Origin of the sequence: Aeromonas sp. R5-4 (assembly GCF_040908215.1) — a bacterium.
Classification (GTDB): Bacteria; Pseudomonadota; Gammaproteobacteria; order Enterobacterales; family Aeromonadaceae; genus Aeromonas; species Aeromonas veronii.
Window position 1 is genome coordinate 1 of the sequence record NZ_JBFODG010000036.1, and the last position, 25,096, is coordinate 25,096.

General features: G+C 59.2%; 22 protein-coding genes, 6 tRNA genes and 1 rRNA gene. 13 read left to right on the forward strand and 16 right to left on the reverse strand.

The window, feature by feature from the left end:
* Positions 1 to 147 precede the first annotated feature (147 nt).
* Positions 148 to 262: ribosomal RNA gene (gene rrf, locus AB5Y83_RS20145) — 5S ribosomal RNA — on the forward strand.
* Between the two features lie 626 nt (positions 263 to 888).
* Here the strand turns inward: rrf and AB5Y83_RS20150 are convergent.
* Positions 889 to 976: transfer RNA gene (locus AB5Y83_RS20150), tRNA-Ser, on the reverse strand.
* A gap of 197 nt (positions 977 to 1,173) precedes the next feature.
* Between AB5Y83_RS20150 and AB5Y83_RS20155 the strand changes: the two genes are divergently transcribed.
* Both AB5Y83_RS20155 and AB5Y83_RS20160 read left to right on the forward strand, forming a co-directional pair.
* A complete protein-coding gene (locus tag AB5Y83_RS20155; protein WP_064337414.1) occupies positions 1,174 to 1,923 on the forward strand; it encodes a DsbA family protein in 750 nt (249 codons plus the stop codon).
* Between the two features lie 296 nt (positions 1,924 to 2,219).
* Positions 2,220 to 3,122, forward strand: a complete 903-nt coding sequence (locus tag AB5Y83_RS20160) for a TSUP family transporter (protein ID WP_368175851.1) — start codon at positions 2,220 to 2,222, stop codon at positions 3,120 to 3,122.
* On the opposite strand, the gene AB5Y83_RS20165 is transcribed toward AB5Y83_RS20160, so the two are convergent.
* Together AB5Y83_RS20165 and hemL are read right to left on the reverse strand one after the other, a co-directional pair.
* Positions 3,037 to 3,852, reverse strand: a complete 816-nt coding sequence (locus AB5Y83_RS20165; RefSeq protein ID WP_368175852.1) for a hypothetical protein — start codon at positions 3,850 to 3,852, stop codon at positions 3,037 to 3,039. The genes AB5Y83_RS20160 and AB5Y83_RS20165 overlap by 86 nt on opposite strands.
* Positions 3,853 to 4,069: 217 nt before the next feature.
* The gene (gene hemL, locus AB5Y83_RS20170; protein ID WP_029302267.1) at positions 4,070 to 5,356 is read right to left on the reverse strand and encodes a glutamate-1-semialdehyde 2,1-aminomutase; all 1,287 of its coding nucleotides are present in this window, start codon (positions 5,354 to 5,356) and stop codon (positions 4,070 to 4,072) included.
* A 244-nt stretch (positions 5,357 to 5,600) separates the two neighbouring features.
* On the opposite strand from hemL, the gene clcA reads away from it, so the two are divergent.
* The 3 genes from clcA to erpA all read left to right on the forward strand — a co-directional run bounded on the left by clcA (position 5,601) and on the right by erpA (position 8,214).
* Entirely contained in the window at positions 5,601 to 6,989 is a 1,389-nt protein-coding gene (gene clcA, locus AB5Y83_RS20175; RefSeq protein ID WP_033136489.1) for a H(+)/Cl(-) exchange transporter ClcA, read from the forward strand.
* Between the two features lie 91 nt (positions 6,990 to 7,080).
* On the forward strand, positions 7,081 to 7,776 hold the full coding sequence (locus AB5Y83_RS20180) for a DUF6776 family protein (RefSeq protein WP_005343032.1): 696 nt from the start codon (positions 7,081 to 7,083) through the stop codon (positions 7,774 to 7,776).
* Positions 7,777 to 7,863: 87 nt separating this feature from the next.
* Positions 7,864 to 8,214, forward strand: a complete 351-nt coding sequence (gene erpA / locus AB5Y83_RS20185) for an iron-sulfur cluster insertion protein ErpA (RefSeq protein ID WP_005340225.1) — start codon at positions 7,864 to 7,866, stop codon at positions 8,212 to 8,214.
* Between the two features lie 138 nt (positions 8,215 to 8,352).
* Here erpA and nhaC read toward each other — a convergent pair whose 3' ends face one another.
* Positions 8,353 to 9,762 (reverse strand): Na+/H+ antiporter NhaC, encoded by a 1,410-nt coding sequence (gene nhaC / locus AB5Y83_RS20190; RefSeq protein WP_005357819.1) that lies wholly within the window; start codon positions 9,760 to 9,762, stop codon positions 8,353 to 8,355.
* Positions 9,763 to 10,063: 301 nt separating this feature from the next.
* On the opposite strand from nhaC, the gene AB5Y83_RS20195 reads away from it, so the two are divergent.
* Entirely contained in the window at positions 10,064 to 10,273 is a 210-nt protein-coding gene (locus AB5Y83_RS20195) for a hypothetical protein (protein ID WP_005343034.1), read from the forward strand.
* On the opposite strand, the gene AB5Y83_RS20200 is transcribed toward AB5Y83_RS20195, so the two are convergent.
* The 9 genes from AB5Y83_RS20200 to rsmC all read right to left on the reverse strand — a co-directional run bounded on the left by AB5Y83_RS20200 (position 10,268) and on the right by rsmC (position 15,269).
* Positions 10,268 to 10,540 (reverse strand): late competence development ComFB family protein, encoded by a 273-nt coding sequence (locus tag AB5Y83_RS20200; protein ID WP_005343036.1) that lies wholly within the window; start codon positions 10,538 to 10,540, stop codon positions 10,268 to 10,270. The genes AB5Y83_RS20195 and AB5Y83_RS20200 overlap by 6 nt on opposite strands.
* A 109-nt stretch (positions 10,541 to 10,649) precedes the next feature.
* A tRNA-Leu gene (locus AB5Y83_RS20205) sits at positions 10,650 to 10,735 on the reverse strand.
* 71 nt (positions 10,736 to 10,806) lie between these two features.
* Positions 10,807 to 10,892 (reverse strand) — tRNA-Leu (locus AB5Y83_RS20210).
* 46 nt (positions 10,893 to 10,938) lie between these two features.
* Positions 10,939 to 11,024: transfer RNA gene (locus tag AB5Y83_RS20215), tRNA-Leu, on the reverse strand.
* A 44-nt stretch (positions 11,025 to 11,068) separates the two neighbouring features.
* Positions 11,069 to 11,154 (reverse strand) — tRNA-Leu (locus tag AB5Y83_RS20220).
* A gap of 53 nt (positions 11,155 to 11,207) precedes the next feature.
* A tRNA-Leu gene (locus AB5Y83_RS20225) sits at positions 11,208 to 11,293 on the reverse strand.
* A 128-nt stretch (positions 11,294 to 11,421) separates the two neighbouring features.
* Entirely contained in the window at positions 11,422 to 12,882 is a 1,461-nt protein-coding gene (glgA, locus tag AB5Y83_RS20230; protein ID WP_368175853.1) for a glycogen synthase GlgA, read from the reverse strand.
* Positions 12,872 to 14,089: a glucose-1-phosphate adenylyltransferase gene (gene glgC / locus AB5Y83_RS20235; RefSeq protein ID WP_005340236.1), complete on the reverse strand. Its 1,218-nt coding sequence runs from the start codon at positions 14,087 to 14,089 to the stop codon at positions 12,872 to 12,874. The genes glgA and glgC overlap by 11 nt, the downstream gene beginning before the upstream one ends.
* A gap of 151 nt (positions 14,090 to 14,240) precedes the next feature.
* Positions 14,241 to 15,269, reverse strand: coding sequence for a 16S rRNA (guanine(1207)-N(2))-methyltransferase RsmC (gene rsmC, locus AB5Y83_RS20240; RefSeq protein ID WP_368175854.1), 1,029 nt, complete (start codon positions 15,267 to 15,269; stop codon positions 14,241 to 14,243).
* A 280-nt stretch (positions 15,270 to 15,549) separates the two neighbouring features.
* Between rsmC and dapA the strand changes: the two genes are divergently transcribed.
* Positions 15,550 to 16,422 carry a 4-hydroxy-tetrahydrodipicolinate synthase gene (gene dapA / locus AB5Y83_RS20245; RefSeq protein ID WP_368175855.1) on the forward strand — a complete coding sequence of 291 codons (873 nt, stop codon included), beginning with the start codon at positions 15,550 to 15,552 and terminating at the stop codon, positions 16,420 to 16,422.
* 91 nt (positions 16,423 to 16,513) lie between these two features.
* Here dapA and AB5Y83_RS20250 read toward each other — a convergent pair whose 3' ends face one another.
* Positions 16,514 to 17,482, reverse strand: coding sequence for an inorganic triphosphatase (locus AB5Y83_RS20250; RefSeq protein ID WP_368175856.1), 969 nt, complete (start codon positions 17,480 to 17,482; stop codon positions 16,514 to 16,516).
* Positions 17,483 to 17,651: 169 nt separating this feature from the next.
* Here AB5Y83_RS20250 and AB5Y83_RS20255 point away from each other — a divergent pair, with 169 nt between their 5' ends.
* Together AB5Y83_RS20255 and AB5Y83_RS20260 are read left to right on the forward strand one after the other, a co-directional pair.
* A complete protein-coding gene (locus AB5Y83_RS20255; RefSeq protein WP_005340244.1) occupies positions 17,652 to 18,332 on the forward strand; it encodes a TIGR00153 family protein in 681 nt (226 codons plus the stop codon).
* Positions 18,333 to 18,357: 25 nt separating this feature from the next.
* Complete coding sequence (locus AB5Y83_RS20260) at positions 18,358 to 19,623, forward strand: inorganic phosphate transporter (RefSeq protein ID WP_005343043.1); 1,266 nt, start codon at positions 18,358 to 18,360, stop codon at positions 19,621 to 19,623.
* Positions 19,624 to 19,714: 91 nt separating this feature from the next.
* Here the strand turns inward: AB5Y83_RS20260 and AB5Y83_RS20265 are convergent, their stop codons facing one another.
* Both AB5Y83_RS20265 and metB read right to left on the reverse strand, forming a co-directional pair.
* Positions 19,715 to 22,171 (reverse strand): bifunctional aspartate kinase/homoserine dehydrogenase II, encoded by a 2,457-nt coding sequence (locus AB5Y83_RS20265; protein WP_216952143.1) that lies wholly within the window; start codon positions 22,169 to 22,171, stop codon positions 19,715 to 19,717.
* Positions 22,171 to 23,343 carry a cystathionine gamma-synthase gene (gene metB, locus AB5Y83_RS20270; RefSeq protein ID WP_216952142.1) on the reverse strand — a complete coding sequence of 391 codons (1,173 nt, stop codon included), beginning with the start codon at positions 23,341 to 23,343 and terminating at the stop codon, positions 22,171 to 22,173. Before metB ends, AB5Y83_RS20265 begins: the two co-directional genes overlap by 1 nt.
* A gap of 205 nt (positions 23,344 to 23,548) precedes the next feature.
* On the opposite strand from metB, the gene metJ reads away from it, so the two are divergent.
* The 3 genes from metJ to AB5Y83_RS20285 all read left to right on the forward strand — a co-directional run bounded on the left by metJ (position 23,549) and on the right by AB5Y83_RS20285 (position 25,059).
* Positions 23,549 to 23,872 (forward strand): met regulon transcriptional regulator MetJ, encoded by a 324-nt coding sequence (gene metJ, locus AB5Y83_RS20275; protein WP_005343046.1) that lies wholly within the window; start codon positions 23,549 to 23,551, stop codon positions 23,870 to 23,872.
* 41 nt (positions 23,873 to 23,913) lie between these two features.
* Complete coding sequence (locus tag AB5Y83_RS20280; protein ID WP_216952141.1) at positions 23,914 to 24,636, forward strand: AraC family transcriptional regulator; 723 nt, start codon at positions 23,914 to 23,916, stop codon at positions 24,634 to 24,636.
* Positions 24,637 to 24,720: 84 nt separating this feature from the next.
* Positions 24,721 to 25,059, forward strand: a complete 339-nt coding sequence (locus tag AB5Y83_RS20285) for a tRNA-binding protein (RefSeq protein WP_216952140.1) — start codon at positions 24,721 to 24,723, stop codon at positions 25,057 to 25,059.
* The last annotated feature ends 37 nt before the right edge of the window (positions 25,060 to 25,096 follow it).

Sequence of the window (25,096 nt, forward strand, 5' to 3'; positions counted from 1 at the left end):
GGGGTGTGTAAGCGCAGTGATGTGTTGAGCTAACCCATACTAATTACCCGTGAGGCTTAACCATACAACACCCAAGAAGTGTTCTAAGGCTTGTAGCAAATACCAAGCGAACTACTTACATCAGCTTTCACAGATTGAAGATTTTTGCCTGGCGGCCATAGCGCCGTGGAACCACCTGATCCCATGCCGAACTCAGAAGTGAAACGCGGTAGCGCCGATGGTAGTGTGGCATTCGCCATGCGAGAGTAGGACACTGCCAGGCACCCAATACAAGAAACCCCGCTCATCGAGCGGGGTTTTTTATTGGCTGAAATTCAGTAAGTCGCCTGATAATTGACCCATCTTATCTCTTCCCCTCTGTTCTTATTGTTACTCTTCGCTGTTTTCTGGTTCCAAAAATAGCCTGATGTTCCGCTTGGTACTCTTTCTTCACTGAACCGCTGTCGCTCTGTATGGCGGCTCTGGCGTAGTCATGACCCACGAATCCTATGCTCGCCTGTACGCTACGATCTCTTGCTTGCGATCTTTCCTGGGCATCTGCGTCTTGTGTTAGCTGAAGTCTTTCTTTTTGAGCCCTCTGTTTGTCCATGATTTTGTTAGTCGCCCACTGACGTTATGCCAGAGAGTGTGTTGGCTGTGCTAACACGCAGGCGCAGTGGTTGCTGCTTTGGGTCCTTGTTGTTTGGGGTAATAAGGAATTGGGAAGGGATACCCGCAGGAACGCAGAGGTTAGATGTTGGTAGGGGATCTTGTGGTGGCTATTGAGCCTGCAGGTGGGAAAATTAATGGGGGCGCTGAAGAAGGCTAATGTGTTGAGATCTATGAGGAATGACAAATCGGAGGCAAATAAAAAGCCCACGCAACATGGTTGCATGGGCTCGGTATGAATGGCGGAGGAGGTGGGATTTGAACCCACGGATGGTCGCCCATCGCCGGTTTTCAAGACCGGTGCATTCAGCCGCTCTGCCACCCCTCCGCAGCAGTGCGGCGAATATTACCATGCTGATCCGGCTTGTAAATCCCCGTCCGGTTCGATTGCTGGTTAATTGCGCTAAATGACATGAAAAAGTGGCAATCAGGGGGCATCAAGCGCTTTTTTGGCCAGATAACTTGACTTGAAAACAGACTCAACCACTATAGTGGCCTCTATCATATCCTCTGCAAGATAACGTTATGACTATTAAAAATGCCCTGTTTTGCGCGCTGGCTGGTGTGACCCTGCTGGCGACGCCGGTACATGCAAGCGAGCTGACCAAAAGCGATGTCGAGCAAATCGTTCGCGACTATTTGGTCAAGAATCCCGAGATCCTGGTCGAGATGTCCAATGCCCTGCGTGCCAAGCAGGAGAGCCAGCAGGCCGAGAGTGACAAGGCGCTGATCAAGGCTCACTCCAAGCAGCTTTATGCCAATCAGGATCCCGAGATGGGGAATCCGAAGGCGTCGCTGACCATTGTGGAGTTTTTCGATTACAACTGCGGTTACTGCAAACGGGCCCATCCGCTGGTCAAGCAGCTGATGTCGGAAGACAAAGATATCCGGTACATCTACAAGCAGTTCCCCATTCTGAGCGAGTCCTCCTACTTCGCCGCCCGTGCTGCGCTGGCGGTCCAGCTGGGTCAGCCTGACAAGTACCAGGCGTTCCACGAGAAGCTCTATACCCATCAGGGCCCGCTCGCTGATGAAGCACAGGTCAAGCAGTTGGCTGTGGCGGCTGGTGTTGACTGGAGCAAGGTGGAAGCCAAGATCAAGGATGGCAGCATTGACCAGAACCTCGGTACCAACCGTGCGCTGGCTGAAGCGCTCGGTATCTCCGGTACCCCGGCCTTCATCATCGGTGATCAGATCCTGCGCGGTGCTCCCCGTGATCTGGCCAGCCTGAAGGGGTTTATCAAGGACGTGCGTGCCGGCAAGAGCATTCAATAAGCGGTTGTCATGGTCGAGTGCCCAGCGCCCCGGCCAGATACAGAAAGAGGGTCGGTATCACTACCGGCCCTCTTTTTTATTATGTCCTTTGGCACAAGTGGTCGTCGCGAAAGGACCATAACAACGTGCTCAGGACCCGGCCTGTTGGCCTCAGTAACAAGTATTAGCAGAGTCGTTCGGAGTCTATTGATAAATATTTCGCCTTGCAGAGGCGTGTCGTGAGCATTGCTTAATTCCGGTCAAGATTTTTTCTGCTGCTTGCCTTAGAATCGCCGCCCGTTGCAGGAGAAACCCCTATGTTAGTTGATATTTTACGGCTGGTTTTTATAGCCGGAGGCCTCGTATTCGTCTTTATGCTGGTGCAAGCCTGCTGGCGGAAGAAGCAGAGTGGATCCTTTGAAGCGACCCCCTTCTGGCCGGTGGCGTTGATCGGTGGGGTTGCCAACTTCCTCGATACCCTGGGGGTGGGCAGCTTTGCGGTAAAGACCGCCTGCTACAAGCAGTTCAAGCTGATCGATGATCGGGTGTTGCCGGGGACCCTCAATGGGCAGTGCGTGCTGCCAACCGTGACTCAGTCGCTGATCTTCGTCGGCGCAGTAGCAGTGGAGCCGCTGACGCTGATCAGCATGATGATGGCCGCCGCAGCTGGAGCGGCCTGGGGCGCTCGTCATGTGGCCTCATTTGATCGGCAGACCATCCGGTTGGTGATGGCTATCTCCTTACTGGTCGTCGCAGGGTTTATCTTTGCCGGTTTGCTGGGGCTTTTCCCTGTAGGCGGCGATGCGATGGGGCTCAGCGGCTACAAGTTGGCGATCGCCCTGCTCGGCAATTTCATCTTCGGGGTGCTGATGAATGTCGGTATCGGCTTGTTTGCCCCCTGCATGACGTTGGTTTATCTGCTGGGGATGAATCCGCTGGCGGCGTTTCCCATCATGATGGGCTCCACCGCCGTGCTTAGCGTTTTCTCCGCAGGCACTTTTATCCGCAAAGGGGCGTTCGATGCCAAGGCGGTGCTGGCGGTAGCCATCTTCGGCCCCATCGGTGTGGTGTTGGCCGCCATGCTGGTCAAGTCCATGGATATGGAGATGCTGAAGTGGCTGGTTGCCTTTATCGTCATCTATACCTCCTGGACCATGTACGCTTCCTGGCGGGCGGCGCGTCGCTCCCCTGTGCAGCTGACGGTGGAGAGCGCAGGCTAGCCTGTACCAGTGCCGCTTCGGCCTTGGCCCCCAGAAAAACATAGAGGCCAAGCGCCAGCAGCAAACCCACCGCACACCCCATCACTCCGACCGCTGGCCAGAGCAGCTCGCTCTGGCCGAGCGAGCCTTTGAACAGCAGCAACAGCCCCTCGATGGAGACCGCGATCAGAATGGCGGCGATAAAGCGGGTGATGGTGCGGCGAATGGCGCTGTGGCGGAAGATATCCTTATGCAGCAGTACCTCCTCTTCCAGAATGGTCTTGCCCAGATCGAACACCGCCAGTGCCAGCGTCAGGAAAATGATGGCGCTAAAGGCGCCGAGCTGGTTCTGCTGCTCGCCGCACAATAGCTGGTAGAGCTGCTCCAGCCCGTGCCAGATCAGGGTGGCGACGATCAAAAACAGCGCCATGCTGAGCACCACATAGACCGCCTTGAACCAGGGCATGGCGCGGCGGCGCTCCCTGTCCCCCATCAACCAGCCAATCAGCTGATTCAGACAGACGGTGATCTCCCGTCCTTGCCCCTGCACGATAAGGTGCAACCGGTTATGGGCGACCGGTGCCGCAGGCTGGATGCACATCGGCCCCTGATAGTGGTCAATGCTGACCACAAAGGGATACCCCTTGAGCGAGACAAGGGGGGCGCTGAGCAGCCCCTGCAGTAGCGGGGTCAGCTCCTCCTGATACTCCTGATAGCGCCGCAGCACATCGATGGGGCTCATCTCTGCCATATGGACCTCGGTGACGTGGGCTCTTGTGGAGAATGTGCAAATAGTGGGCCTGCTTTATGACAGGGATGGCGGGGTAAGTTGCACCAGAGAATGACAAATCGGTGGATGACGAGGGGGTAATGCACCAGAAATGGGCGTATTGCCGCCCTGTGTGGTGATGGAGTCTCTGTAATAGAAAAGGGCCCATGACGGGCCCTTTGCGACAACCAGCGGCGATTTAGCCAGCCAGCTTGGCGAAGCTGCGTTCGGCGGCGGCCAGAGTGTGTTCAATCTCCTTGTCGCCGTGAGCCAGCGACAGGAAGCCTGCCTCGTAGGCGCTCGGCGCCAGATAGACGCCCTCTTCGAGCATCAGGTGATAGAAGCGCTTGAAGCGTTCCATATCGCAGCGAGTGACCTGCTCGTAGCGGGTGATTTCGGGCTCGTCGGTGAAGAAGAAGCCGAACATGCCGCCCACATAGTTGATGGCGAGCGGGATACCGTGTTTGGCGGCGGCCGCTTTCAGTCCCTCGGCAACACGAGCTGTCTTGGCGCTCAGCTGCTCATAGAGACCCGGCTCCAGCAGCAGATCCAGCATGGTCAGACCGGCCGCCATGGCCACCGGGTTGCCGGAGAGAGTACCCGCCTGATAGACAGGGCCGGTCGGGGCAATGTGCTGCATCACCTTCTTCTTGCCGCCGAAGGCGCCCACAGGCATGCCGGCACCGATGATCTTGCCGAGGGTGGTGAGATCCGGGTCGATGTTGTAGTGACCCTGAGCACCGCGCAGGGAGACGCGGAAGCCGGTCATCACCTCGTCCAGGATCAGCAGGGCGCCGAACTCGTCACAGATGGCGCGCAGCCCTTCCAGGAAGCCGGGGACCGGCGGGATGCAGTTCATGTTGCCTGCGACCGGCTCGACGATGATACAGGCGATCTCGCTGCCGTACTGGGTGAAGGCTTCACGCACCGAATCCAGATCATTGAAGACGCAGGTCAGGGTGTGTTTGGCGAAATCGGCCGGAACGCCCGGGCTGTTGGGCTGACCCAAGGTCAGGGCGCCGGAACCTGCCTTGACCAGCAGGGAGTCGGCGTGGCCGTGGTAGCAACCCTCGAATTTGACGATCTTGTCGCGGCCGGTGTAGCCACGGGCCAGACGGATGGCGCTCATGGTGGCTTCGGTGCCGGAGTTGACCATCCGCACCTGCTCCATGGAGGGGACGATCTGGCGGACTTTCTCGGCCATCAGCACTTCGATCTCGGTCGGCGCACCGTAGCTCAGCCCCTTCTCAACGGCCTTGATGACGGCGGCTTTGATGGCCGGGTGGTTGTGACCCAGCAGCATGGGGCCCCAGGATCCGATGTAATCCACGTAGGCCTGACCATCCACATCATAGAGGTAGGCGCCATCGGCGTGATCGATGAAGCGGGGCGTGCCGCCGACCCCATTGAAGGCGCGGACCGGTGAGTTGACGCCACCCGGAATGGTCTGGCGGGCCTGTTCAAACAGCTGATCTGATTTTGACATGGATCATCCTTAATGGGATTTTGGTCGTCACACAAGGGATTGCAGCCGATTGAGACTCGGCAGGCCGGAGCATCAGGAGTATGCTTTGCGCTCTCGCCACCCGGACTCTCGGTCTGCTCCCGTGACAAAAATTTAACGGGCCGACTATAGCAGAAAGCCCCAGCCCTGGGCAGCCGAGCAACGCGCCGGGTGATCCTGATCTCAGCTAGCTGACGATATGGTTTTTCCAAGTTGGTGTAACAAGATGGCGCAACAAGCTCTCTCCTCTGAAGCCGATACCTCTTCGCGGGGGCCGCTTTCCCGCATTATCCGGCAAGACAAGATGCCCTTGCTGGTGCTGTTGCTGGCGGCGCTGGTCGGCACCCTGGCCGGACTGGTGTGCGGTCTGTTCGAATCTGGTGTCCACTGGCTGGCAGAACAACGTATCGCCTTGCTGGCAGACCGTCCCTGGTGGCAGCTCGGTCTGCTTGGCTTTGGCTTCAGCGCCTTGCTGGGATTTGTCGGTTACTTCCTCACTCATACCTTTGCCCCGGAAGCGGGGGGCTCCGGCATTCCCGAGATCGAGGGGGCGATGGACGATCTGCGCCCGGTGCGGTGGTGGCGGGTGTTGCCGGTCAAGTTCTTCGGTGGCATCTGCACCCTGAGTTCCGGCATGGTGCTGGGGCGGGAGGGGCCTTCGGTACAGATCGGCGGCAACCTCGGCAAGATGGTGGCGGATATCTTCCGGTTGCCCAAGGAGCATGGCCATGCCCTGCTGGCCGCCGGTGCGGCGGGCGGTCTGGCGGCAGCCTTCAATGCGCCGCTGGCGGGCATTCTGTTTGTGATGGAGGAGATGCGGCCGCAATTCCGCTACTCCTTTCTGGCCATCAAGGCGGTGGGGATCTCCGCCATCATGGCGACCCTGATGTTGCAGAACATGAAAGGGCAGGGGGCGGTGATCACTCTGCCGCACTACGATGCGCCAGCCCTCAAGGCGCTCTGGCTGTTCCTCTTTATGGGGGCCACCTTCGGGGTGCTCGGTTTTGTCTTCAACAAGCTGGTGCTGGCCTGTCAGGATGGCTATCTGGCGTTGCATCAGAACAAGCGCCACCGTTTTGTAGCCATCGGCATGCTGGTCGCCGGAACGTTTGGTGTGCTGTCGCTGTTTGCCCCCGCGGTGACGGGCGGCGGCACTGAGCTTATTCCTCATCTGATGGGGGATGAGTATGCGATGGCGACCCTGTTCCTCATCTTCTCGGTGCGGCTGGTTGCGACCCTCATCTGCTTCTGCTCCGGTGCCCCGGGCGGGGTGTTTGCGCCAACCCTGGCGCTGGGCACCCTGTTTGGCGTGGTGTTTGGCCATCTGTTTCATGCGGCGTTTCCGGAGCTGGGCATCGAGCCCGGCGCCTTTGCCATCGCCGGAATGGGGGCTCTCTTTGCTGCCACCGTGCGCGCCCCCATCACGGGTATCGTGCTGGTCACCGAGATGACCGACAACTATCAGCTGATCCTGCCGATGATGATTACCACGGTCGGGGCGACTCTGGTTGCCCAGTGGCTGGGTGGCCGACCCATCTATTCACAGATCCTGGAGCGAACTTTACGGCTCGCCGCGCGTCAAAAGCGGGGTGATGGCAGCGCCACGGCCAGTTAATTTTTCCCTTTATCGCCTTTGGCCTCGGTCCGGGCGGTATAGTGAAGGAAGAGGCGCTGCCGTAAATGGCGTGATAACGGGATGAGGGGCTATGTCCAATCTATTGAAGTTATTGGTCGTGTTAGCCGTTGGCGGGCTCATCGGTTACTTTGTCGGTAACCGTCAGGAGCTGGCCCAGAGCAGTCTGTTGGTGGTACAGCAGGAGACGCTGGATCGTCAGGGCAAGGCCATCGGCCAGCTCAAGACCGAATTGGGGGTAAAAGATACCCAGTTGGCGACCCAGAAAGCGGCCTTCGAGCAGTTGCAGACCACCCTGAAGAGTCAGGAGGCGCAGGTGCAGGAGCTCAAGCGCCAGCTGGCCTTTTTCGAGCGGATCATGCGCCCCACCGGCGAACAGGTGGGGGTGGTGATCGACAACCTGACCCTGCAGGAGACCAGCATTCCCGGTCGTTACCACTACCGTCTCGCCCTGACCCAGCCCGCCAAAAAGCGGGAGCTGTTCCGTGGTCAGGTGCAGATCCGAGTCGAGGGGAGCCTGGCCGACAAGCCGAAGACGCTGACCGGTCGCGATCTCGGAATGAAGGTGAGCGAGTGGCGTTATGCCCTGCGTTATTTCCAGCTGCTGGAAGGGAATTGGCAGTTGCCGGAAGGCTTTGTGCCGGATCGGATCCGTGTCACCATCAACAAGGATGGCAGGCAACCGGCGCAAGAGCTGCTGGTTGAGTGGGGCGAGGTGATCAAGCCGCTGGTCGCCGCACCGCCTGCTCCGGTTCCCGCTGCCGGTTAAACGTGGTGAATACTTGAACTGAATGGTCGGGTATTGGATAATTTCGCGGTTTCCATGTTTGTGGATCTAATGGTTGTGAGGTCAGTAATGAGTGCAGTAGCAGAAGCCCCGCTGCCCATCCAGATGACGGATGCGGCGGCCAACAAGGTGAAGAACCTGATCACCGAGGAAGAGAATCCCGAGCTGAAGCTGCGGGTATACATCACGGGTGGGGGCTGCTCCGGTTTCCAGTATGGCTTTACCTTTGATGAGAAGATCAACGACGGGGACACCGTAGTCGAGAAGAATGGCGTCACCATGGTGATCGATCCCATGAGCCTGCAATATCTGGTAGGCGGCAGTGTGGATTACACCGAGGGTCTGGAAGGCTCACGTTTCACCGTGACCAACCCCAACGCCACCACGACCTGTGGCTGTGGCTCCAGCTTCTCCATCTGATCGGCGTATCGGTCTGATGAAACGGCTCTCGGCAACGAGGGCTGTTTTTGTTTGTGGTGCTCAGTGTGCTCCATCAAACAGCATTTCTCTGAAACAACAAAGGCGCCTCGATGGCGCCTTTGTTGTTTGCAGAATGGCTTAGCGGGAGCTTGCCGCCGCGACCAGCGGGATCCGGTTCACTGCCTTGCCCATGTAGGCGAGGGTGATGGTCACAATGATGCAGGTGAAGCTCAGCCACATGTAGGGCAGGTAGTCGAGGGTTGCCACCCCCAGCACCCCGGCCATGAAGATGCCGTTGTCGCTCCAGGGCACCATGCCGCAGGTGAGGGTGCCGCCAAACTCGGCGTTGCGAGAGAGGTTCTTGCGCGCCAGTCCCAGTCGGTCGTAGTTTTTGGCCATGATCTTGGGGGTCAGGATCAGCGACACATACATGGCTGAGCCAAACACGTTGGCCAGAAACGCGGTGCCGATGGTGTGGCTGGTCAGGCTGCCGACGCTGTTGATGCGCTTCTCAAAGGCGCTGGCGATCACTTCCAGAATACCGACCTTCTCCAGCAGGCCGCCAAACCCGAGACCGAAGATGATGACCGCGACCGAGCCCAGCATGGACTCCATGCCGCCGCGCCCGAGAATGTTGTCGATAAAGTCGATGCCGGAGGTGATGGCAAACGGACTATAAGCCGAGTGCATCGCCTTGACCGGATCCATGCCCTGGAAGGCGATTGCCCAGATCAGGCCCAGCAGGGCGCCGAAGCTGATCACCGGGAAGGCGGGTTTGCGGTTGGCCAGCAGACCCAGCACCAGCACCACGGGGACTATGGCCAGCGGGGTGATATTGAACTGGTTGTCGAGAGCCTCCATCACCAGATTGACCTGCTCCAGGCTGACATTGCCCGAATACTGCATGCCCACCACGGTGAACAGCACGGCGGTGATGACATAAGAGAGCAGGCTGATGGGCAGCATCCCTTTGATATGTTCCACCACGTCGACGTTGGACATGGTCGAAGCCAGCACTACTGAGTCGGAGAGCGGAGAGAGCTTGTCACCGAAGTAGACGCCGGAGAGCACGGCACCGGCTACCAGCGGCGCAGGCACGCCGAGGCTGTGGCCGATCCCCATCATGGCGATACCGGCGGTGGCGGCAGAGCCCCAGGAGGTGCCGGTGGCCAGCGAGGTCAGGGAGCAGATGATCAGGGTTGCCAGCAGGAAGATGGACGGATGGATCACCTTGAGGCCGAAGTAGATGATGCTGGGGACTATGCCACCGGCAATCCAGGTGCCGACCAGTGCACCGACGGAGACCAGGATCAGGATGGCCCCCATCCCCTTGGCAACGCCGTCAACGGCTGCCTGTTCCAGGGATTTGTAATCGTGGCCGAGTTTGATGCCAAGCCCCATGATGACGAACCAGGCGATGAACAACGCCAGCTGGATCGGCAGATCGAGCACGCTGGTGAACGAGAATGCCAAGGCCAGGAAAATGGCCAGACAGGCAAATACCTGTGCCATGCCCGGTAGTCGGATGTGGTTTTGTTGGTTTTGCATAGATACTTCCTAAACTCTTGCTCGCCAAGGTCACTCCCTCTCGTCCTGTGGATACATCGATCCCGAGGAGGCAACCCAAAAAGAGGCCGCAATCTACCACAAACCCGGCGGGTTAAAGCCCCATCAAATTGGCAAAAATGCACATTTGATTGAAAAAATCACAAATTAGTTGATCTCATAACCCGTTTTTGAGCGGCCTGTTGACACAAATGGTCACATACGAAGCTTACCCGTGACGCCACTTGCATCACCAGCAGATGAAGATGATAATTATTATCAATTGTTGGTTGGGGAGAAAATAATGCGCTGGATATTGCGGGGGATGATGTTGCTGGTGGCGGTGGCCGTACTCGCATGGGGTCAGGATAAAGAGTACGGCACCTGGAGTGTAGGTTTTCTGCTGGCTGCCTGGGTGATGCTGGAGCCCGGATTGCGGCCCGCCTTGATCTTGCTGCCAGTGGCCGGGTTGACCGGTATCGTCACCCTGCTCTGGCAGCAGCCCTGGTTATGAGCTTTTGACGGGAGCCTGCTTGATCTTCTGCTGTGCCACCTTGAGCGATTCGACCACCAGTTTCTCCATTTCGGTACGCTTGGCGTCGGTCAGGAAGTAGATCATGTCGACATTGTGGCGAATATAGTGGGCCGGAAGCTGGTTGAGGGTAAGGCAGCAGAGGTCGGCCATCTGATCGCTGTTGAGCTTTTGCTGCAGCCCTTGTTTCTCAATCTCCTTGAGCACCAGATGTTCGTAAAAGTTGTGAATGTCGGTATCCAGTATCATATGCGTTCCTTGGCATGACGATGAGCGGGGAGTCGTCAAAAGCATAGCCATAACAAGGAGTAAAAACAAAAGGCCCATCACTTTCGTGATGGGCCTTTTGCGTAATGAATGGTGCGAAGAGAGGGACTCGAACCCTCACATCCGTGGGACACTAACACCTGAAGCTAGCGCGTCTACCAATTCCGCCACCTTCGCACACTGATTTTCTCCAGCTGGTTTTTAAATGCGGTTGGAGCGCATTGCTCTGTGTTTACATGTCAGAATCATGGTGCGAAGAGAGGGACTCGAACCCTCACACCCGGGGGGCACTAACACCTGAAGCTAGCGCGTCTACCAATTCCGCCACCTTCGCACATTCGGGTTTCCAGTCTGGATTTACATGCTGTCTGGATAAAGCATGGTGCGAAGAGAGGGACTCGAACCCTCACATCCGTGGGACACTAACACCTGAAGCTAGCGCGTCTACCAATTCCGCCACCTTCGCACATTGTGTTACCAGTTTTGATTTACATGCTGTCTGGAGAAGCATGGTGCGAAGAGAGGGACTCGAACCCTCACACCCGGGGGGCACTAACACCTGAAGCTAGCGCGTCTACCAATTCCGCCACCTTCGCACATTCGGGTTTTCTAGTTGGATTTACATGCTGCTGAATCAGCATGGCAGTATTGGTGCGAAGAGAGGGACTCGAACCCTCACATCCGTGGGACACTAACACCTGAAGCTAGCGCGTCTACCAATTCCGCCACCTTCGCATCACTGCGGAGGGGGATTCTATAGAGTTTTGGGGGAGCGTCAACAGCCAAAGGGGACTTTTTTCGCTGTTGACGCCCAAAGTGGCGCCAAGGGTACAAAACTTCAGCAATCAGCTGACGTTTGGCGTTCAGTAACGGCCCAATGCGCTCTGATACATCCGTTCATACTGGGTGACCGAGTCAGGCCAGTTGAAGCGGGTGTTCATGGCATTGCGTTGTACCTTGGCAAAACGCTCCTTGTCCTGCAGGAAATAGAGCAGGCTGCGGCGCATGGTATCGAGCAGGATGGCGGCAGTCGGATCGTTAAAGCAGAAGCCGGTGGCATGCTCGGGATCGGCATCCCAATCCACCACGGTATCTTTCAGACCACCCACGGCGCGCACCAGTGGCAGAGTGCCATAGGCGAGACTGTACATCTGGTTGAGGCCGCAAGGCTCGAACAGCGAGGGCATCAGGAAGAAGTCGGCACCGGCTTCGACCAGATGAGCCAGTCGATCGTCATAGGTGTTGATGAAGGCGAGCTTGCCCGGATAATCCCGGGCCATGGTTTGCAGTTGCGTGGCGAGCGCTGGATCGCCAGAGCCGACGATCACCACTTGTACCTGATGGTGGAGGAATTTCTCCAGCGCAGGAAGCAGCAGGGGAACGCCCTTCTGCTCGGTCAGGCGGCAAACCATGCCGTAGATGGGCAAGTCCGCCACGGCCAGCCCCGCCTCCTGTTGCAGGCTCTCTTTGCAGAGCTGTTTGCCAGCCATGTTGTCGATGCTGTAGGTCGCAGGCAGGAATTCGTCGAACTCAGGATCCCAGTCCTTGTAGTCGCAGCCGTTGAGGATGCCGCAGAGATCCGCCGCCCGTTGCTGGAAGATATGCGCCATGCCGTGGGCGCCGAGGTGAGTCAGCAGCTCCTGGGCATAGTTGGGGCTGACCGCATTGATCTTGTCGGCGTAGAGCACCCCGCATTTGAGCAGATTGACGTGGCCGTAGTCGTAGTTGATGCGGCGTTCGTAGTCGGCGATCTCGGGCATGGCCCAGAACTGCTCGCGGCCAAACACCCCCTGAAACGCCGCGTTGTGAATGCTGATCACGCTGCGGGTCTGCTGGAAGAAGGGGTTGTGGGCGTGACGGGTTTTCAGCAGCAGTGGCAGCAGGCCGGTGTGCCAGTCATTGCAGTGGGCGATATCCGGGGCAAAGCCGAGCTGCTCGCAGGCATGGAGGGCCGCGGCCGAGAAGAAGGCAAAGCGCTCGCCATTATCCGGATAGGCCTGATTGTTCTCGGCGTAGAGCTGGGGACGATCGAAATATTGCGGGCAATCGAGCAGATAGACGCAGACGCCATCCAGCTCCATCTGGTAGATGCGATAACCGATATCCGGCAGCCCGGGGTGGGTTGGCAGCCAGCGTGACGCAACCAGTCTGGCCTCATCCCGTCGCTTTATCGTCTTGTAGAAGGGCAACATGATCCTGACATCATGTCCCTTCTGGGCCAGGTACATCGGCAGGGCTCTGGCGACATCGGCCAGGCCCCCGGTTTTGACCAGCCCCTCAACTTCCGAGGCAACAAACAGGATTTTCAGTGGGTTAATAGCCAACTCTTGCTCCCTTAGGTACCACCACGATACCGCCTTCGGATACGGTAAATCGCTCTCTATCGTGGTCCAGATTTTCACCGATAACGGTGCCTGGCGCAATTTCAACGTTTTTATCAATGATGGCGCGCCGGATGGAGCACCCTTCGCCAATCTTCACATCCCCCAGCAACACGGATTCACTGATATGGCTGCACGCGCCGATATTGCAGCGGAAACCAAGGATGGATCGCTGGATCTGGCTGCCCTGAATGAAGCAACCGGCGGAGATCAGCGAGTTGGCGATCTTCACCTTGCACTCGTCGCTGTCGATGAAGGTGGCCGGTGGCAGTGCCGGATAGTGGGTGTGCAGGGGCCACTTGCGGTTATAGAGGGAGAAGGGGGGATTGTCGGCCACCAGGTCCATGTGCGCTTGCCAATAAGAGTCGAGGGTGCCCACATCCCGCCAGTAGACGTGCGGTTTCTCGCCGGGGATGACGTTGGTGCTGTAGTCATAGACATAGACGGGGGCACGCGGGTAGAGGCTCGGGATCACATCCTTGCCAAAGTCGTGGCTGGAGTTCTCCTCGGCGGCATCCCGCTTCAACTCGCGGCAGAGGGCATCGGTCTCGAAGATGTAGTTGCCCATGGAGACCAGCGCCTGGGTCGGATCGCCGGGAATGTGCTTGGGCTGCTTCGGCTTTTCCTGAAAGCCGATCATCCGCCCTTCGGTATCCACCTCGATCACCCCGAAGGCGCTCGCCTCTTCGATGGGCATGCGAAGTGCCGCGACCGTCATGGCGGCGTTCTTCTGCTTGTGGAAGGTGACCATCTGGCTCACATCCATCTTGTAGATGTGGTCGGAGCCGAAGATGCAGACGTGATCCGGTTCGGCTCGCTCGATAAAACCGAGGTTCTGGTAGATAGCATCGGCGGTGCCGTCATACCAGCGTTTGCCCATCCGCATCTGTGCCGGGATAGGGTCGATAAAGCGGTCGGTGATGCCGACGATATTCCAGCCCTTCTTCATGTGCAGGTAGAGGGACTGGGATTTGAATTGGGTCAGTACATAGATGCGCAGAAAGTCGGCGTTGACGAAGTTGTTGAGGACAAAGTCGATTAGCCGGTAGCTGCCACCAAAGGGGACGGAAGGCTTGCTGCGGGTAGTGGTCAGAGGCTGCAGGCGAGTACCTTCGCCACCAGCCAGGATCATGGTCAATATGCCTGCCATCGTATTTCTCTCCCTGAATGAACAACATGAAAAGGTTTTCAAAGCTCGGCATAAAAACACCCCTAAAGGGGTGGTTTTTATCGTGCTCTTAGTACCTTACCAGATCCCGTATGGGGCTCTCTAGCTGTTTTCTTGTACTGCTTACACTTAATTACACTTTGCTCAGATAGACCTTGAATTTGGCATCACTGCTGATCACTTCAGTCCGTTTGAAGTGTGTCTCCAGTATAGGCTGGTAGCGCAAGAAGGCGTTGGCAACAATGGTCAGCGAACCATTTGACAGCAAAAATTCCGGCGCCTTGGCCAGGAACTGCTCGGTTGCCGCATAGAAGGTTTTGAGACCCGCATGGAATGGCGGGTTGGAGACGATGTGCTGGAAACGGGTGGAGACATCCGAGTAGACATCGGAAGCGGTGACCTTGCCCTGCAGACCGTTGATCGCCAGGGTGCGGCGGCTCGATTCGAGTGCCAGTGCGCTGATATCCACCATGTTGACCCGCAGATCCGGATTGCGCTTGGCCAGCACAGACCCAATTACCCCGGCGCCGCAGCCGAAATCGAGCAGCTCGCCCTTCATCGGTGGCACGGCGGCCAGCAGCATCTGGGTGCCGAGATCCAGCTCGGCAGCACTGAAGACACCGGGCAGCGCCAGCACGGTCAGCTCGGTATCACCGGCCTTGCACTGATAGCGGCCAAACCAGCTATCCAGATTGAAAGGTTCAACCGGCTTGCTCAGCTCACCATGATAGAGGGAGCAGCGGCGGGCCGAATCGCGCTTGATCGGCTTTTCGCCATAGGGGGCCAGTAGCTTGTCGGCGCCATTGATGCCGCCGCGGTTTTCACCGGCGAGGAACAGATCGGCACCCGCTTCCAGCAAGGGGGTCATCATGGCCAGCAGGTATTGTGCCTCTGCCTTGGCCTTGGGCATCAGCAGCAACAGGGCATCGAAGCGAGGGACGCCACCGAGCTGGTGGTCGAACAGGATAGCCTCGCCGAGGGCGGCCTGTTGGCTGCGGTAGTAGCAGTAATCGGTGGTAAAGACGGTCAGGGTCTGGGCCAGGCTCGCTAGCTGGCGGGGGTAGTCATCCTCCAGCGCGCCGCAGACAAGTAGCCGCTTGCCGACAAAGAGGGCTTGGTTTCGTTCCAGCATCTGGCTGACGGCACTGATAGGGCTGCTCATCGGGTCTCTCCACGCAATTTTGGGCGGCCATTATACATAGCCCCTTTCGCCTTGACATTTATGCCGTGTTCCCGAAATATGCCCAGACACCATTTTTTGACCAGAGATGACGAAATGCGGTTCAACGGGTTGAAACGAAAGCACAAAAAAAGCCTGAAATTCGGGCCTGCCGACGTTCGCGCGTAACCTCTCATCCCTGAGAAGCTTCAAACCCCGGTTGCGCACATCGTACCGGGGTTTTTTATTGCCATATGCGCGTCATTTAGGAGAAGGAGATCCCATGTTTCAAGGTTCAATCGTTGCGTTGATCACCCCGTTTCGACAGGGAAAGCTGGATGAAGAGGCGCTGCTGCGTCTGGTGGAGTGGCATATCGAGCAGGGCACTCACGGCATTGTGCCGGTGGGCACCACGGGGGAAAGTCCGACCCTGACCCACGACGAGCACTGCCGGGTGGTGGAGCTGGTGGTCAAACAGGTCGCTGGCCGTATTCCGGTGATTGCCGGAGCGGGCTCCAACAATCCGGTCGAAGCCATCGAATATACCCTCCATGCCGAGCGGGTGGGGGCTGATGCCACTCTGCATGTGGCCGGTTACTACAACCGTCCCAATCAGGAGGGGCTCTACCACCACTTCAAGGCGGTACACAATGCCACCGCCAAGCCGATAATCGTCTACAACATCCCGCCGCGCGCCATCGTTGACGTGCAACCCGCGACCCTGGCCCGTCTGGCCGAACTGCCGCGCATTGCCGGGGTGAAAGACGCGACTGGCGATCTGGCGCGCCCCTGGACCGAACGCCAGCTGATCAAAAAGCCTTTCGCCTGGCTATCCGGTGAAGATGCCACGGCTGTGGCCTACAACATCGGCGGTGGTCAGGGCTGTATCTCTGTGACCGCCAACGTGGCGCCCAAGCTGGTGGCCGAGGTGCAGAACCTCACGCTGGCGGGCAAGTGGCAAGAAGCGCGTGAGCTGCAAGACAAGCTCATTCCGCTCCATCAGGCGATGTTTGCCGAGCCGAGCCCGGCTGGTGCCAAATATGCCGCTTCCCTGCTCGGTTTCTGCAGCGAGGAGTGTCGCCTGCCAGTGATGCCGCTGTCGGAGGCGACTCGCGAGCGCATTCGCAGCGCCATGCAGCAGCTCAACCTGCTGTAATGCAAGACGGGTGAGCCAAGGCTCACCCGTTTTGTTTTCAGCTTTTGTTTCCGGTCTTTATTTCCGACCTTTAGTACCGGTATGGCCACGCTCAGGCTGCGTGATGCAGCCATGCGGCGATGGCCAGCTGCAACTCGACATACGCCGGATAGAGGAAGAGATCGGCCAGCTCGGCAGGCCACTGGTCATGTTCGTCCGACTGGGCTCGCAGATGGGTTTGCAGGTTGGTCAGGGCGGGTAGCCAGGGCGCTGGTTGTGGCAGCGTGGCCGCACTGCGGGCGACCAGATCGATCCCTTGGCACAGGGCTGCGAGTGCCTGCTGTTGAATGCCTTTATCCTGAGGATGCTCCAGCCAGAGCTGCTCGTGATGCTGCCAGTGGCGCAGCCCCTCGCTTACCCCCGTTATACCATCCATACCTTCATGTTCGACCAGCGCCTGCAGGGCCAGCGGTTTGCCAAGACCAGCCAGTCGATAGCCGCGCTGGGCCTTGGATTGGGCGCCAAGGCGCAGTCCACCAAGCGTGGCGAGGCGTTGGGCCAGTGCAAACAGCGCCGCGGTAGCGCCTGATTTGAGCTCCAGTTCCAGTTCGTTGATGGTGGTGCTGCCCTGACTGCCGACTATCTCTCCCTGATCCCAGGCCAGTTCAATCTCGGTCCCCTCGAAGGCGATCAGCCAGTGGCGGCGCAGGAAGTCGGTGCGAAACTGGGCGACCAGCTGCTGCTGAATGTGGTCACGCTCGGTCAGAGTCGGCCAAATCTCATCGGGAAAGGCCGAGAGGGTCGGCAGATCGCCGCTCACGGGAGCGTTGTACTCGGGTCTGGCATGCAGGCCGCCCACCACCTGGCCGCGGCATTTGATGGTCTGCTCGGCGAAGGCATCGCAGCGGCGAATACGCAGCCCCATGTCCAGACGACGCAGGGCAAGGGTCGGCGTGTCGAAATAGACGTTGCCGAGCTGCTGTTGTGATGATTCTTTAATCTCAAGAGAATTCAGCAGGTTGGATAACTCGGGTTGAATATCGCGGGCGACAAAAAACTTTATCTCGATCTCAGTTTGCATAGTCATTCCGGGCTGGCAGGCAACTTTGGGGGGCAGGATTCGGGTCGCGGGGATATAATGCCCGCGAGACGACTAGATTAATTCGCGGTTTAATTGAGGGCGCAGTTCGGTTACCATGCGCGCCTCATAAAATCGTATCGAGTGTTTTTTCACCGACACAGGTTTGGCCATGCCAGTAAATACTATTTTGGGGCTTTTTGCCAAGTCCCCCATCAAGCCGCTGCAGAAGCATATCGTCAAGGTTCACCAGTGCTCCCAGCAGTTGGTTCCCTTCTTTGACGCCGTTGCCGAAGACCGTTGGGAAGATGCCGAGAAGATCCGGCAGCAGATCGCCCAGCTGGAAAAAGAGGCAGATACCCTCAAGCGTGAAATCCGTCTGAAACTGCCTCGCGGCCTGTTCCTGCCGGTTGCACGTACCGACCTGCTGGAGCTGTTGACCCAGCAAGACAAGATTGCCAACCGTGCCAAGGATATCTCCGGCCGCATGCTTGGCCGTCGCATGGAGTTCCCCGCTGAAATGCGGACGGATTTCATGGCTTACCTCAAACGTTGTATTGATGCGACCGCTCAGGCCGAGAAAGCGATCGGGGAGCTCGACGAGCTGCTCGAGACCGGCTTCAAAGGACGGGAAGTGGAAATGGTTGCCGAGATGATCCACCAGCTGGATCTGATCGAGGACGATACAGACACCATGCAGATCGGACTGCGCCAACAGCTGCAAGCGGTTGAGCACAATTACAATCCGATCGATGTGATGTTCCTTTACAAGATCCTCGAATGGGTAGGTGACCTGGCAGATCAGGCCGAGCGCGTAGGCGCCCGTCTGGAACTGATGCTGGCTCGTTCGTAATCGACTGACTGGGTAAACACTATTAATGGACATTATCGCGAATTACGGCACCACTCTGGTGCTCGTGGCGGCCTTGTTCGGCTTTTTGATGGCTTGGGGTATTGGCGCGAATGACGTTGCCAACGCCATGGGGACATCGGTCGGCACCAAATCCCTGACCATCCGTCAGGCGATCATCATTGCCATGATCTTCGAATTTGCCGGTGCCTATCTGGCCGGTGGCGAAGTGACGGCCACCATCCGTAACGGCATCATCGACAGCAATGCGTTTGTCGATAGCCCGGACCTGCTGGTGCTCGGCATGATCGCCTCCCTGCTGGCGGCCGGCGCCTGGTTGATCCTCGCCTCCTACTTCGGCTGGCCTGTTTCCACCACTCACTCCATCATCGGTGCCATCGTCGGTTTTGCGGTGGTGAGCATTGGCCCGGAAGCGGTGCAGTGGAGCAAGTTTGGCGGCATCGTCGGCTCCTGGGTCATCACCCCGGCCATCTCAGGTGTCATCGCCTACTTCATGTTCATCAGCGTGCAGAAGCTTATCTTCAACACCGATGATCCCCTGAACAACGCCAAGCGCTATGTGCCGTTCTACATGTTCCTGACTGCGCTGGTGATCTGTCTGGTGACCATCAAGAAGGGGCTGACCCACGTCGGTCTGCACCTGAGCGATGGCGAGGGCATTCTGCTCTCCATCGCCATCTCCATCGCAGTGGCGTTTGCCGGCTGGATCTACATTCGCGGTCAGAAGTACAACCCGCAGGATGACAGCAAGATGCACTTCGCCAACGTGGAGAAGGTGTTCGGCATCCTGATGGTGATCACTGCCTGTGCCATGGCCTTTGCCCACGGCTCAAACGACGTGGCCAACGCCATTGGCCCGCTCTCTGCGGTGGCCTCTATCGTGGCTTCCGGTGGCGAGATTTCCAGTCAGGCTGCCATTGCCTGGTGGATCCTGCCGCTGGGCGGTATCGGTATCGTGATCGGTCTGGCGACCATGGGCGAGAAGGTGATGGCGACGGTCGGTACCGGCATCACTCACCTGACCCCGAGCCGTGGTTTTGCTGCCCAGCTGGCGACTGCCGCGACCGTAGTGATTGCCTCCGGTACCGGTCTGCCCATCTCCACCACCCAGACCCTGGTCGGTGCTGTGATGGGTGTCGGTCTGGCGCGCGGTATTGCGGCGCTGAATCTGGGGGTACTGCGCAACATCGTGGTCTCCTGGATCATCACCCTGCCTGCAGGTGCCATTCTGGCTATCGCCATCTTCTACGTGCTGCAGGCCTGCTTCTCCTAATCGAAACGGCATTCTGCAAAAAGCCCGAGTCATCGACTCGGGCTTTTTTATTGTGCGCGGGAGCTGAGTGCTGCTCCCTTTGCATATCACCTTAGAGGCTGGCGCAGATCTGCCACAGATCGTACTGGATAGCGGCGGCGGTCACTTCGCGACCCGCCCCCGGCCCCTGGATCACCAGCGGGTTGGTGCGGTAGCTGTCGCTCTCGATGGCGAAGATGTTGTCGCACGGCAAGAGGTTGGCAAACGGGTGGTGGGGCTCCAGCGCCTCCAGTCCGACCCGCGCCTTGCCGTCATGCTCGAAGCGGGCCACGTAGCGCAGCACCTTGCCGAGGCGCTTGGCCCCTTCGAAGGCGGTCTGGATCGGGCCATCCAGCTCTTTCAGTCTGTCCATGAACTGATCGGCTGTCACCTTGCGCAGCGGGACGGGCACCAGATTCTCCAGCTCGATATCGGCGGAGTCGAGCTCAAAGCCTGCTTCCCGCGCCAGAATAAGCAGCTTGCGCCGCACGTCCTGACCGGAGAGATCCTCGCGGGGATCCGGCTCGGTCAGGCCGTGCTGCCACGCCTCGTCCACCAACTCGGAGAAGGGGCGGGTGCCGTCATACTGCTGGAACAGCCAGGAGAGGGTGCCGGAGAAGATGCCGGAGACCCCCTGAATGCGGTCGCCGCTCTGGCGCAGCATCTGGATGCTGGACTGGATTGGCAGCCCGGCTCCCACGGTGGCGTTGTAGCGCCACTGCACCTGATGGTCACGGCAGGTTTGCTTGATGCGCTGGTAGAACTCGCTGTCGGCGGCACCGGCAAACTTGTTGGCGGCGATGATATGAATGCCGAGCTGGGCAAAATCCGGATAGTAGCGGCTCACCGTTTCGCTGGCGGTCATGTCCAGCGCAACCAGTGCATCAAAGCCGTGCTGTTCAAGCTGGGAGAGCAACTCCGGCCAGATCAGCGGCTTGGGATTGAAGTTGTCCTGTACCTTCAGGGGGTTGAGCCCCTCTTCATCGAGCAGGCCCCCTTCCGAGCTGAATACCCCGTAGAGGGTGAGCGCCAGATTGAGTTCATGTTCCAGCCGTGCCTTTTCGCGGGCGTAGAGGCTCAGCCAGTGGCCGCCGATATTGCCCTTGCCGAACACCACCAGTCCAACCCGGGTCGGGCGGCTGAAGAGGGCGCTGTGCAGGGCGATGAGCAGCGGCTCCAGCACTACCTGACGCAGCACCGCCACCAGACTCAGGCCATCTCGGGCCACCTGTACGAACTCCAGCGGTTGATCCGCCAGCAGCTGATAGAAGCGGTGACACTGCTCCGCGTTGTCGGTGACCCCGGCTCCGACCAGCGCAACCAGACTGAACCCCTCTTTTTGGATGAGGCCGGTGAAGCTCCCTTGCAGCTGGAAGTCGCGCAGCAGCTCGAAGGCGCCCTGTGCCACCTCGAGGGTGTAGGCGAGGCGCAGGATCCGGCGATCCGGCTGGCGCTGCAGGGTGAGCGGGTTGAGGCGGTGACGGGCCAGATGGGCCTCGATGGTGGCCACCGTCTGCTCATAGTTGGTCTGCGGCAGCACCTTCAGCTCGATGAGGGCGATCTGATCCACCGAGGAGACGATGCGGGCGCCGCCGGAGCGGGGGGCGCGGCGCAGGATATGGGTACAGCCCTCGTCCGGGTTGTAGCTGCAGCGCAAAGTGAGGCGCTGGCGGCTGTCGGCCACAGGTTGCAAGGTGCGCGAGTGCAATACCGAGGAGCCAAGACGGGCCAGCTCGTTGGCTTCCGCGAGGCTCAGGCGCTCCAGCAGGCGTGCTTCTTTCACCCGACGCGGGTCGGCGCTGTAGACCCCGGCCACGTCGCTCCAGATGGTGGTGGATTCGCCGTCCGCCAGCAGCGCCAACAGGCTGGCGCTGTAGTCGGAACCGTTGCGGCCGAGCAGCAGGGATCGCCCCTCCATGTCGGCAGCGATAAAGCCGGTCACAACGATGCGACCGGCATGCTCCGCAAGTCGCGCCTTGAGCAGCTCGCTGGAGAGCGCAGTATCCACCTTGACCAGAGCGCCATCCTCGGCACGCAGGAAGCTGCGGGCATCGAGCCAGATAGCCTTGTCGCCGCGGCTGGTGAGCAGGGCAGCCAGCAGGCGCGCCGACCACACCTCGCCAAAGGCGAGCAGGCCGTTGCGGGCGAAGCGGTCAAACTGCCCCTCAAGCGTCTTGGCGATCAGCTGCATGTCGTCGGCCAGCTGCTTGCTCAGATCGAGCTGCAGTTCACCTTCCAGCAGGCCGTCGATCAGCCCCTGCTGATAGGCGTGAAGGGCGGAGATAGCTTCACCAGCGGCTTCATCACCTGCTTCGGCCAGCTCCACCAGCTGGATCAGGCGGTTGGTGGTCTTGCCGGCGGCGGAGACTACGATCAGTTCATCCCCACCCACCTGTTGTTCAACGATGCTGGCGACCCGGCGATAACAGACCGGATCCGCCAGACTGCTGCCACCGAATTTGTGGACGTGACGTCGCTTCAAGCCTGCTTCTGTTGCCACCGCGATCTCTCCTTGTTGCTGCTGTTCCATTACTTCGCTACCTGTTCTGCCTGCTGCGCCTGTGCAAAAGCCTGTGCCAGATCGGCCACCAGATCTTCACCGTGTTCAATACCGACCGACAACCGCAGCAGCTGGGCGCTGATACCTGCTGCCTGCTGCGCGACCGGGGTCATGGCCCTGTGAGTCATGCTGGCCGGATGGGCCACCAGACTCTCCACTCCGCCGAGAGACTCGGCCACCGAGAAGAGGGCGAGGGCCGCGAGGAAGGCGCGAATGCCTGCCTCGCTGCAATCGAGTTCAAAACTTAGCATGGCGCCGAAGCCGGACTGTTGACGGCGCGCAATATCGTGGCCCGGATGGCTCGGCAGGCTGGGGTGATAGATGCGTTTCACCAGCGGCTGCTGTTGCAGGAAGGCGAGGATGCGATCGGTGTTCTCCTGATGGGTGCGCAATCTGGGGGCCAGAGTGCGCAGGCCGCGCAGGGTGAGGTAGGAATCGAATGCCCCGGAGGTGAGCCCCAGACAGTTGGCCCACCACACCAGCGACTCGGCCAGTGCGGCCTCCTTGGCAATCGCCACCCCGCCCACCACGTCTGAGTGACCGTTGATGTACTTGGTGGTGGAGTGCACCACCACATCGGCACCAAGTGCGAGCGGCTGTTGCAGCAGGGGGGAGAGGAAGGTGTTGTCCACCACTACCTGTGCACCCACCTCGTGGGCGGCGCTGGCGATGGCGCTGATATCCACCACCCGCAGCAGCGGGTTGGAGGGTGTCTCGACCCATACCAGCGCAGGTTTTTGCGCCAGCGCGGCGGCCAGTGCGGCCTCATCCCCCTGATCGACAAACTGCACCCGGTAGTGGCCCTTGGCCGCCAGATACTCGAACAGGCGCCAGGTGCCGCCGTAACAGTCGTGAGGGGCAATCAGCAGATCCCCAGCCTTGAGCAGTGCTGTGGTGACCAGATGGACGGCGCCCATGCCGGTGCCGGTGACCACGGCGCCAGCGCCCCCTTCCAGCGCCGCCAGCGCGTTCGCCAGATTGGTGCGGGTCGGATTGCCGGAGCGGGCATAATCGTATTGACGGGGCTCGCCAAAGTCGGCAAAGGTGTAGTTGCTGGAGAGGTAGATGGGGGGCACCACGGCACCGTGTTGCTGGTCTGTCTCAATCCCGGTGCGAACCGCCAGGGTGGCCTTGTGGGTCATATCACTCTCCTTGATGTCTCTTCACACGCCGGCATCTTGCTGCCACGCGCCATCCCGCCATTGCGGGCTCATGGTCAACCACACTACGCCAGCTTAAAAAAGCCGTCAACACTTCCAGACGTCTAAATGGCTTTGCTGTTGGATTGCCATTAATTTCCTTAAGGGTTAAAATCCGCGCTCACGGCTAAATGAGAACAGGTGAGTCATGGGAACAGAGTGGAACGGCGACTACGTCAGCCCCTACGCGGAACACGGTAAGAAGAGCGAACAGGTCAAGAAGATTACCGTCTCGATCCCGCTCAAGGTGTTGAAAGTGTTGACCGATGAGCGCACCCGCCGTCAGGTGAACAACCTGCGTCATGCGACCAACAGCGAGCTGCTCTGTGAAGCCTTCCTGCACGCTTTCACCGGCCAGCCGCTTCCTTGCGACGAAGATTTGCGCAAGGATCATCCGGACAGCGTCCCTGCCGAAGCGCGCGCCATCATGGAAGCGCTGGGCAAAGAGATCGAAGATTTCGACAAGGAATAACCCCCAATGACGCGGCCCTGGCCGCGTCATTGCTATCTGCCATGTCCCGCTTCAGCCTGCGCCACTATCACCACCATGTCTGCAGCCATAGTCACGACTTTGCCCAGCTGGTGATCCCCCTCGACGGCCCCCTCGAGATCGAGGTGCAGGGCCGGGGGCGCAGGCTTGCCCCCGGTTCTGCCTGCATCATCGCCCCCGGTGAGCGACACGACTACGCCGCCGATCCTGCGCTTTCGTTTCTGGTGCAGGAGAGCGACTGGCTGCCCGGCGATCTGGCAGCTCACCCCTTTATCGAGCTGGATGAGCCCCAGCGCCACTACCTCGCGTTTCTGCACCGCATGGTGGCCGAAGGGCGACAGGTGGCGGGCATGGAGCAGGTGTGGCTCTCCCTGCTGGCTGAAGGGCAGGGGATGCAGAGCGCAGCCACGCCGCGTCTTGCCGCCCGCATCCTCAAGGTGCAACGCCATATCGATGCCAACCTCGCCGCCCCGCTGACCAATCAGCAACTCGCCGCCATCGCCTGCCTTGGCCAGAGCCAGTTCAAGCTCGCTTTTCGCCAGCAGTTGGGGATGAGCGTCTCCCACTACATTCGCAGTCGGCGCATGGCGCTGGCGTGTACCCTGCTTGCCTGCACGCAGCTGCCCGTCGGCGAGATTGCCAGCCGTTGTGGTTACCAGAATCAGGGGGCCTTCAGCGAGCGCTTCCTGGCCGAGACCGGGCTCATTCCATCCCTCTGGCGCCAACAAAACGGCCGCCTGCCGTAACGAAACGGCTGATCGCCGAAGACGGGATGCTCTCTTTGGGCCATGCTGCGGGTCATGCAAGGTGCACGATAAACTGGAGCCGAAATGGAGACGATTAGCTGGCAGGATTTCGAGATGGTGGAGTTGAGGGTGGGTACTCTGGTGCGGGTCGAGCCGTTCCCTGAGGCGCACAAACCGGCCTACAAGGTGTGGGCGGATTTTGGCCCCGAACTGGGGGTTCGCAAGAGCAGTGCCCAGATCACCACCCTCTACCAGCCAGAGCAGCTGGTGGGCCGCCAGATCATCGCCGTGGTCAACTTCCCGACCAAGCAGATAGGGCCGTTTCAGTCGGAGTTTCTGCTGACCGGTTTCTACCGGCCAGATGGCGCCGTGGTGATGGCCATTCCCGAGCAGGCGGTGGAGAACGGCGCCAAGCTGGGCTGAGTTCACGCCCGAACAGAGACAAGAGAGGCGACCCCGG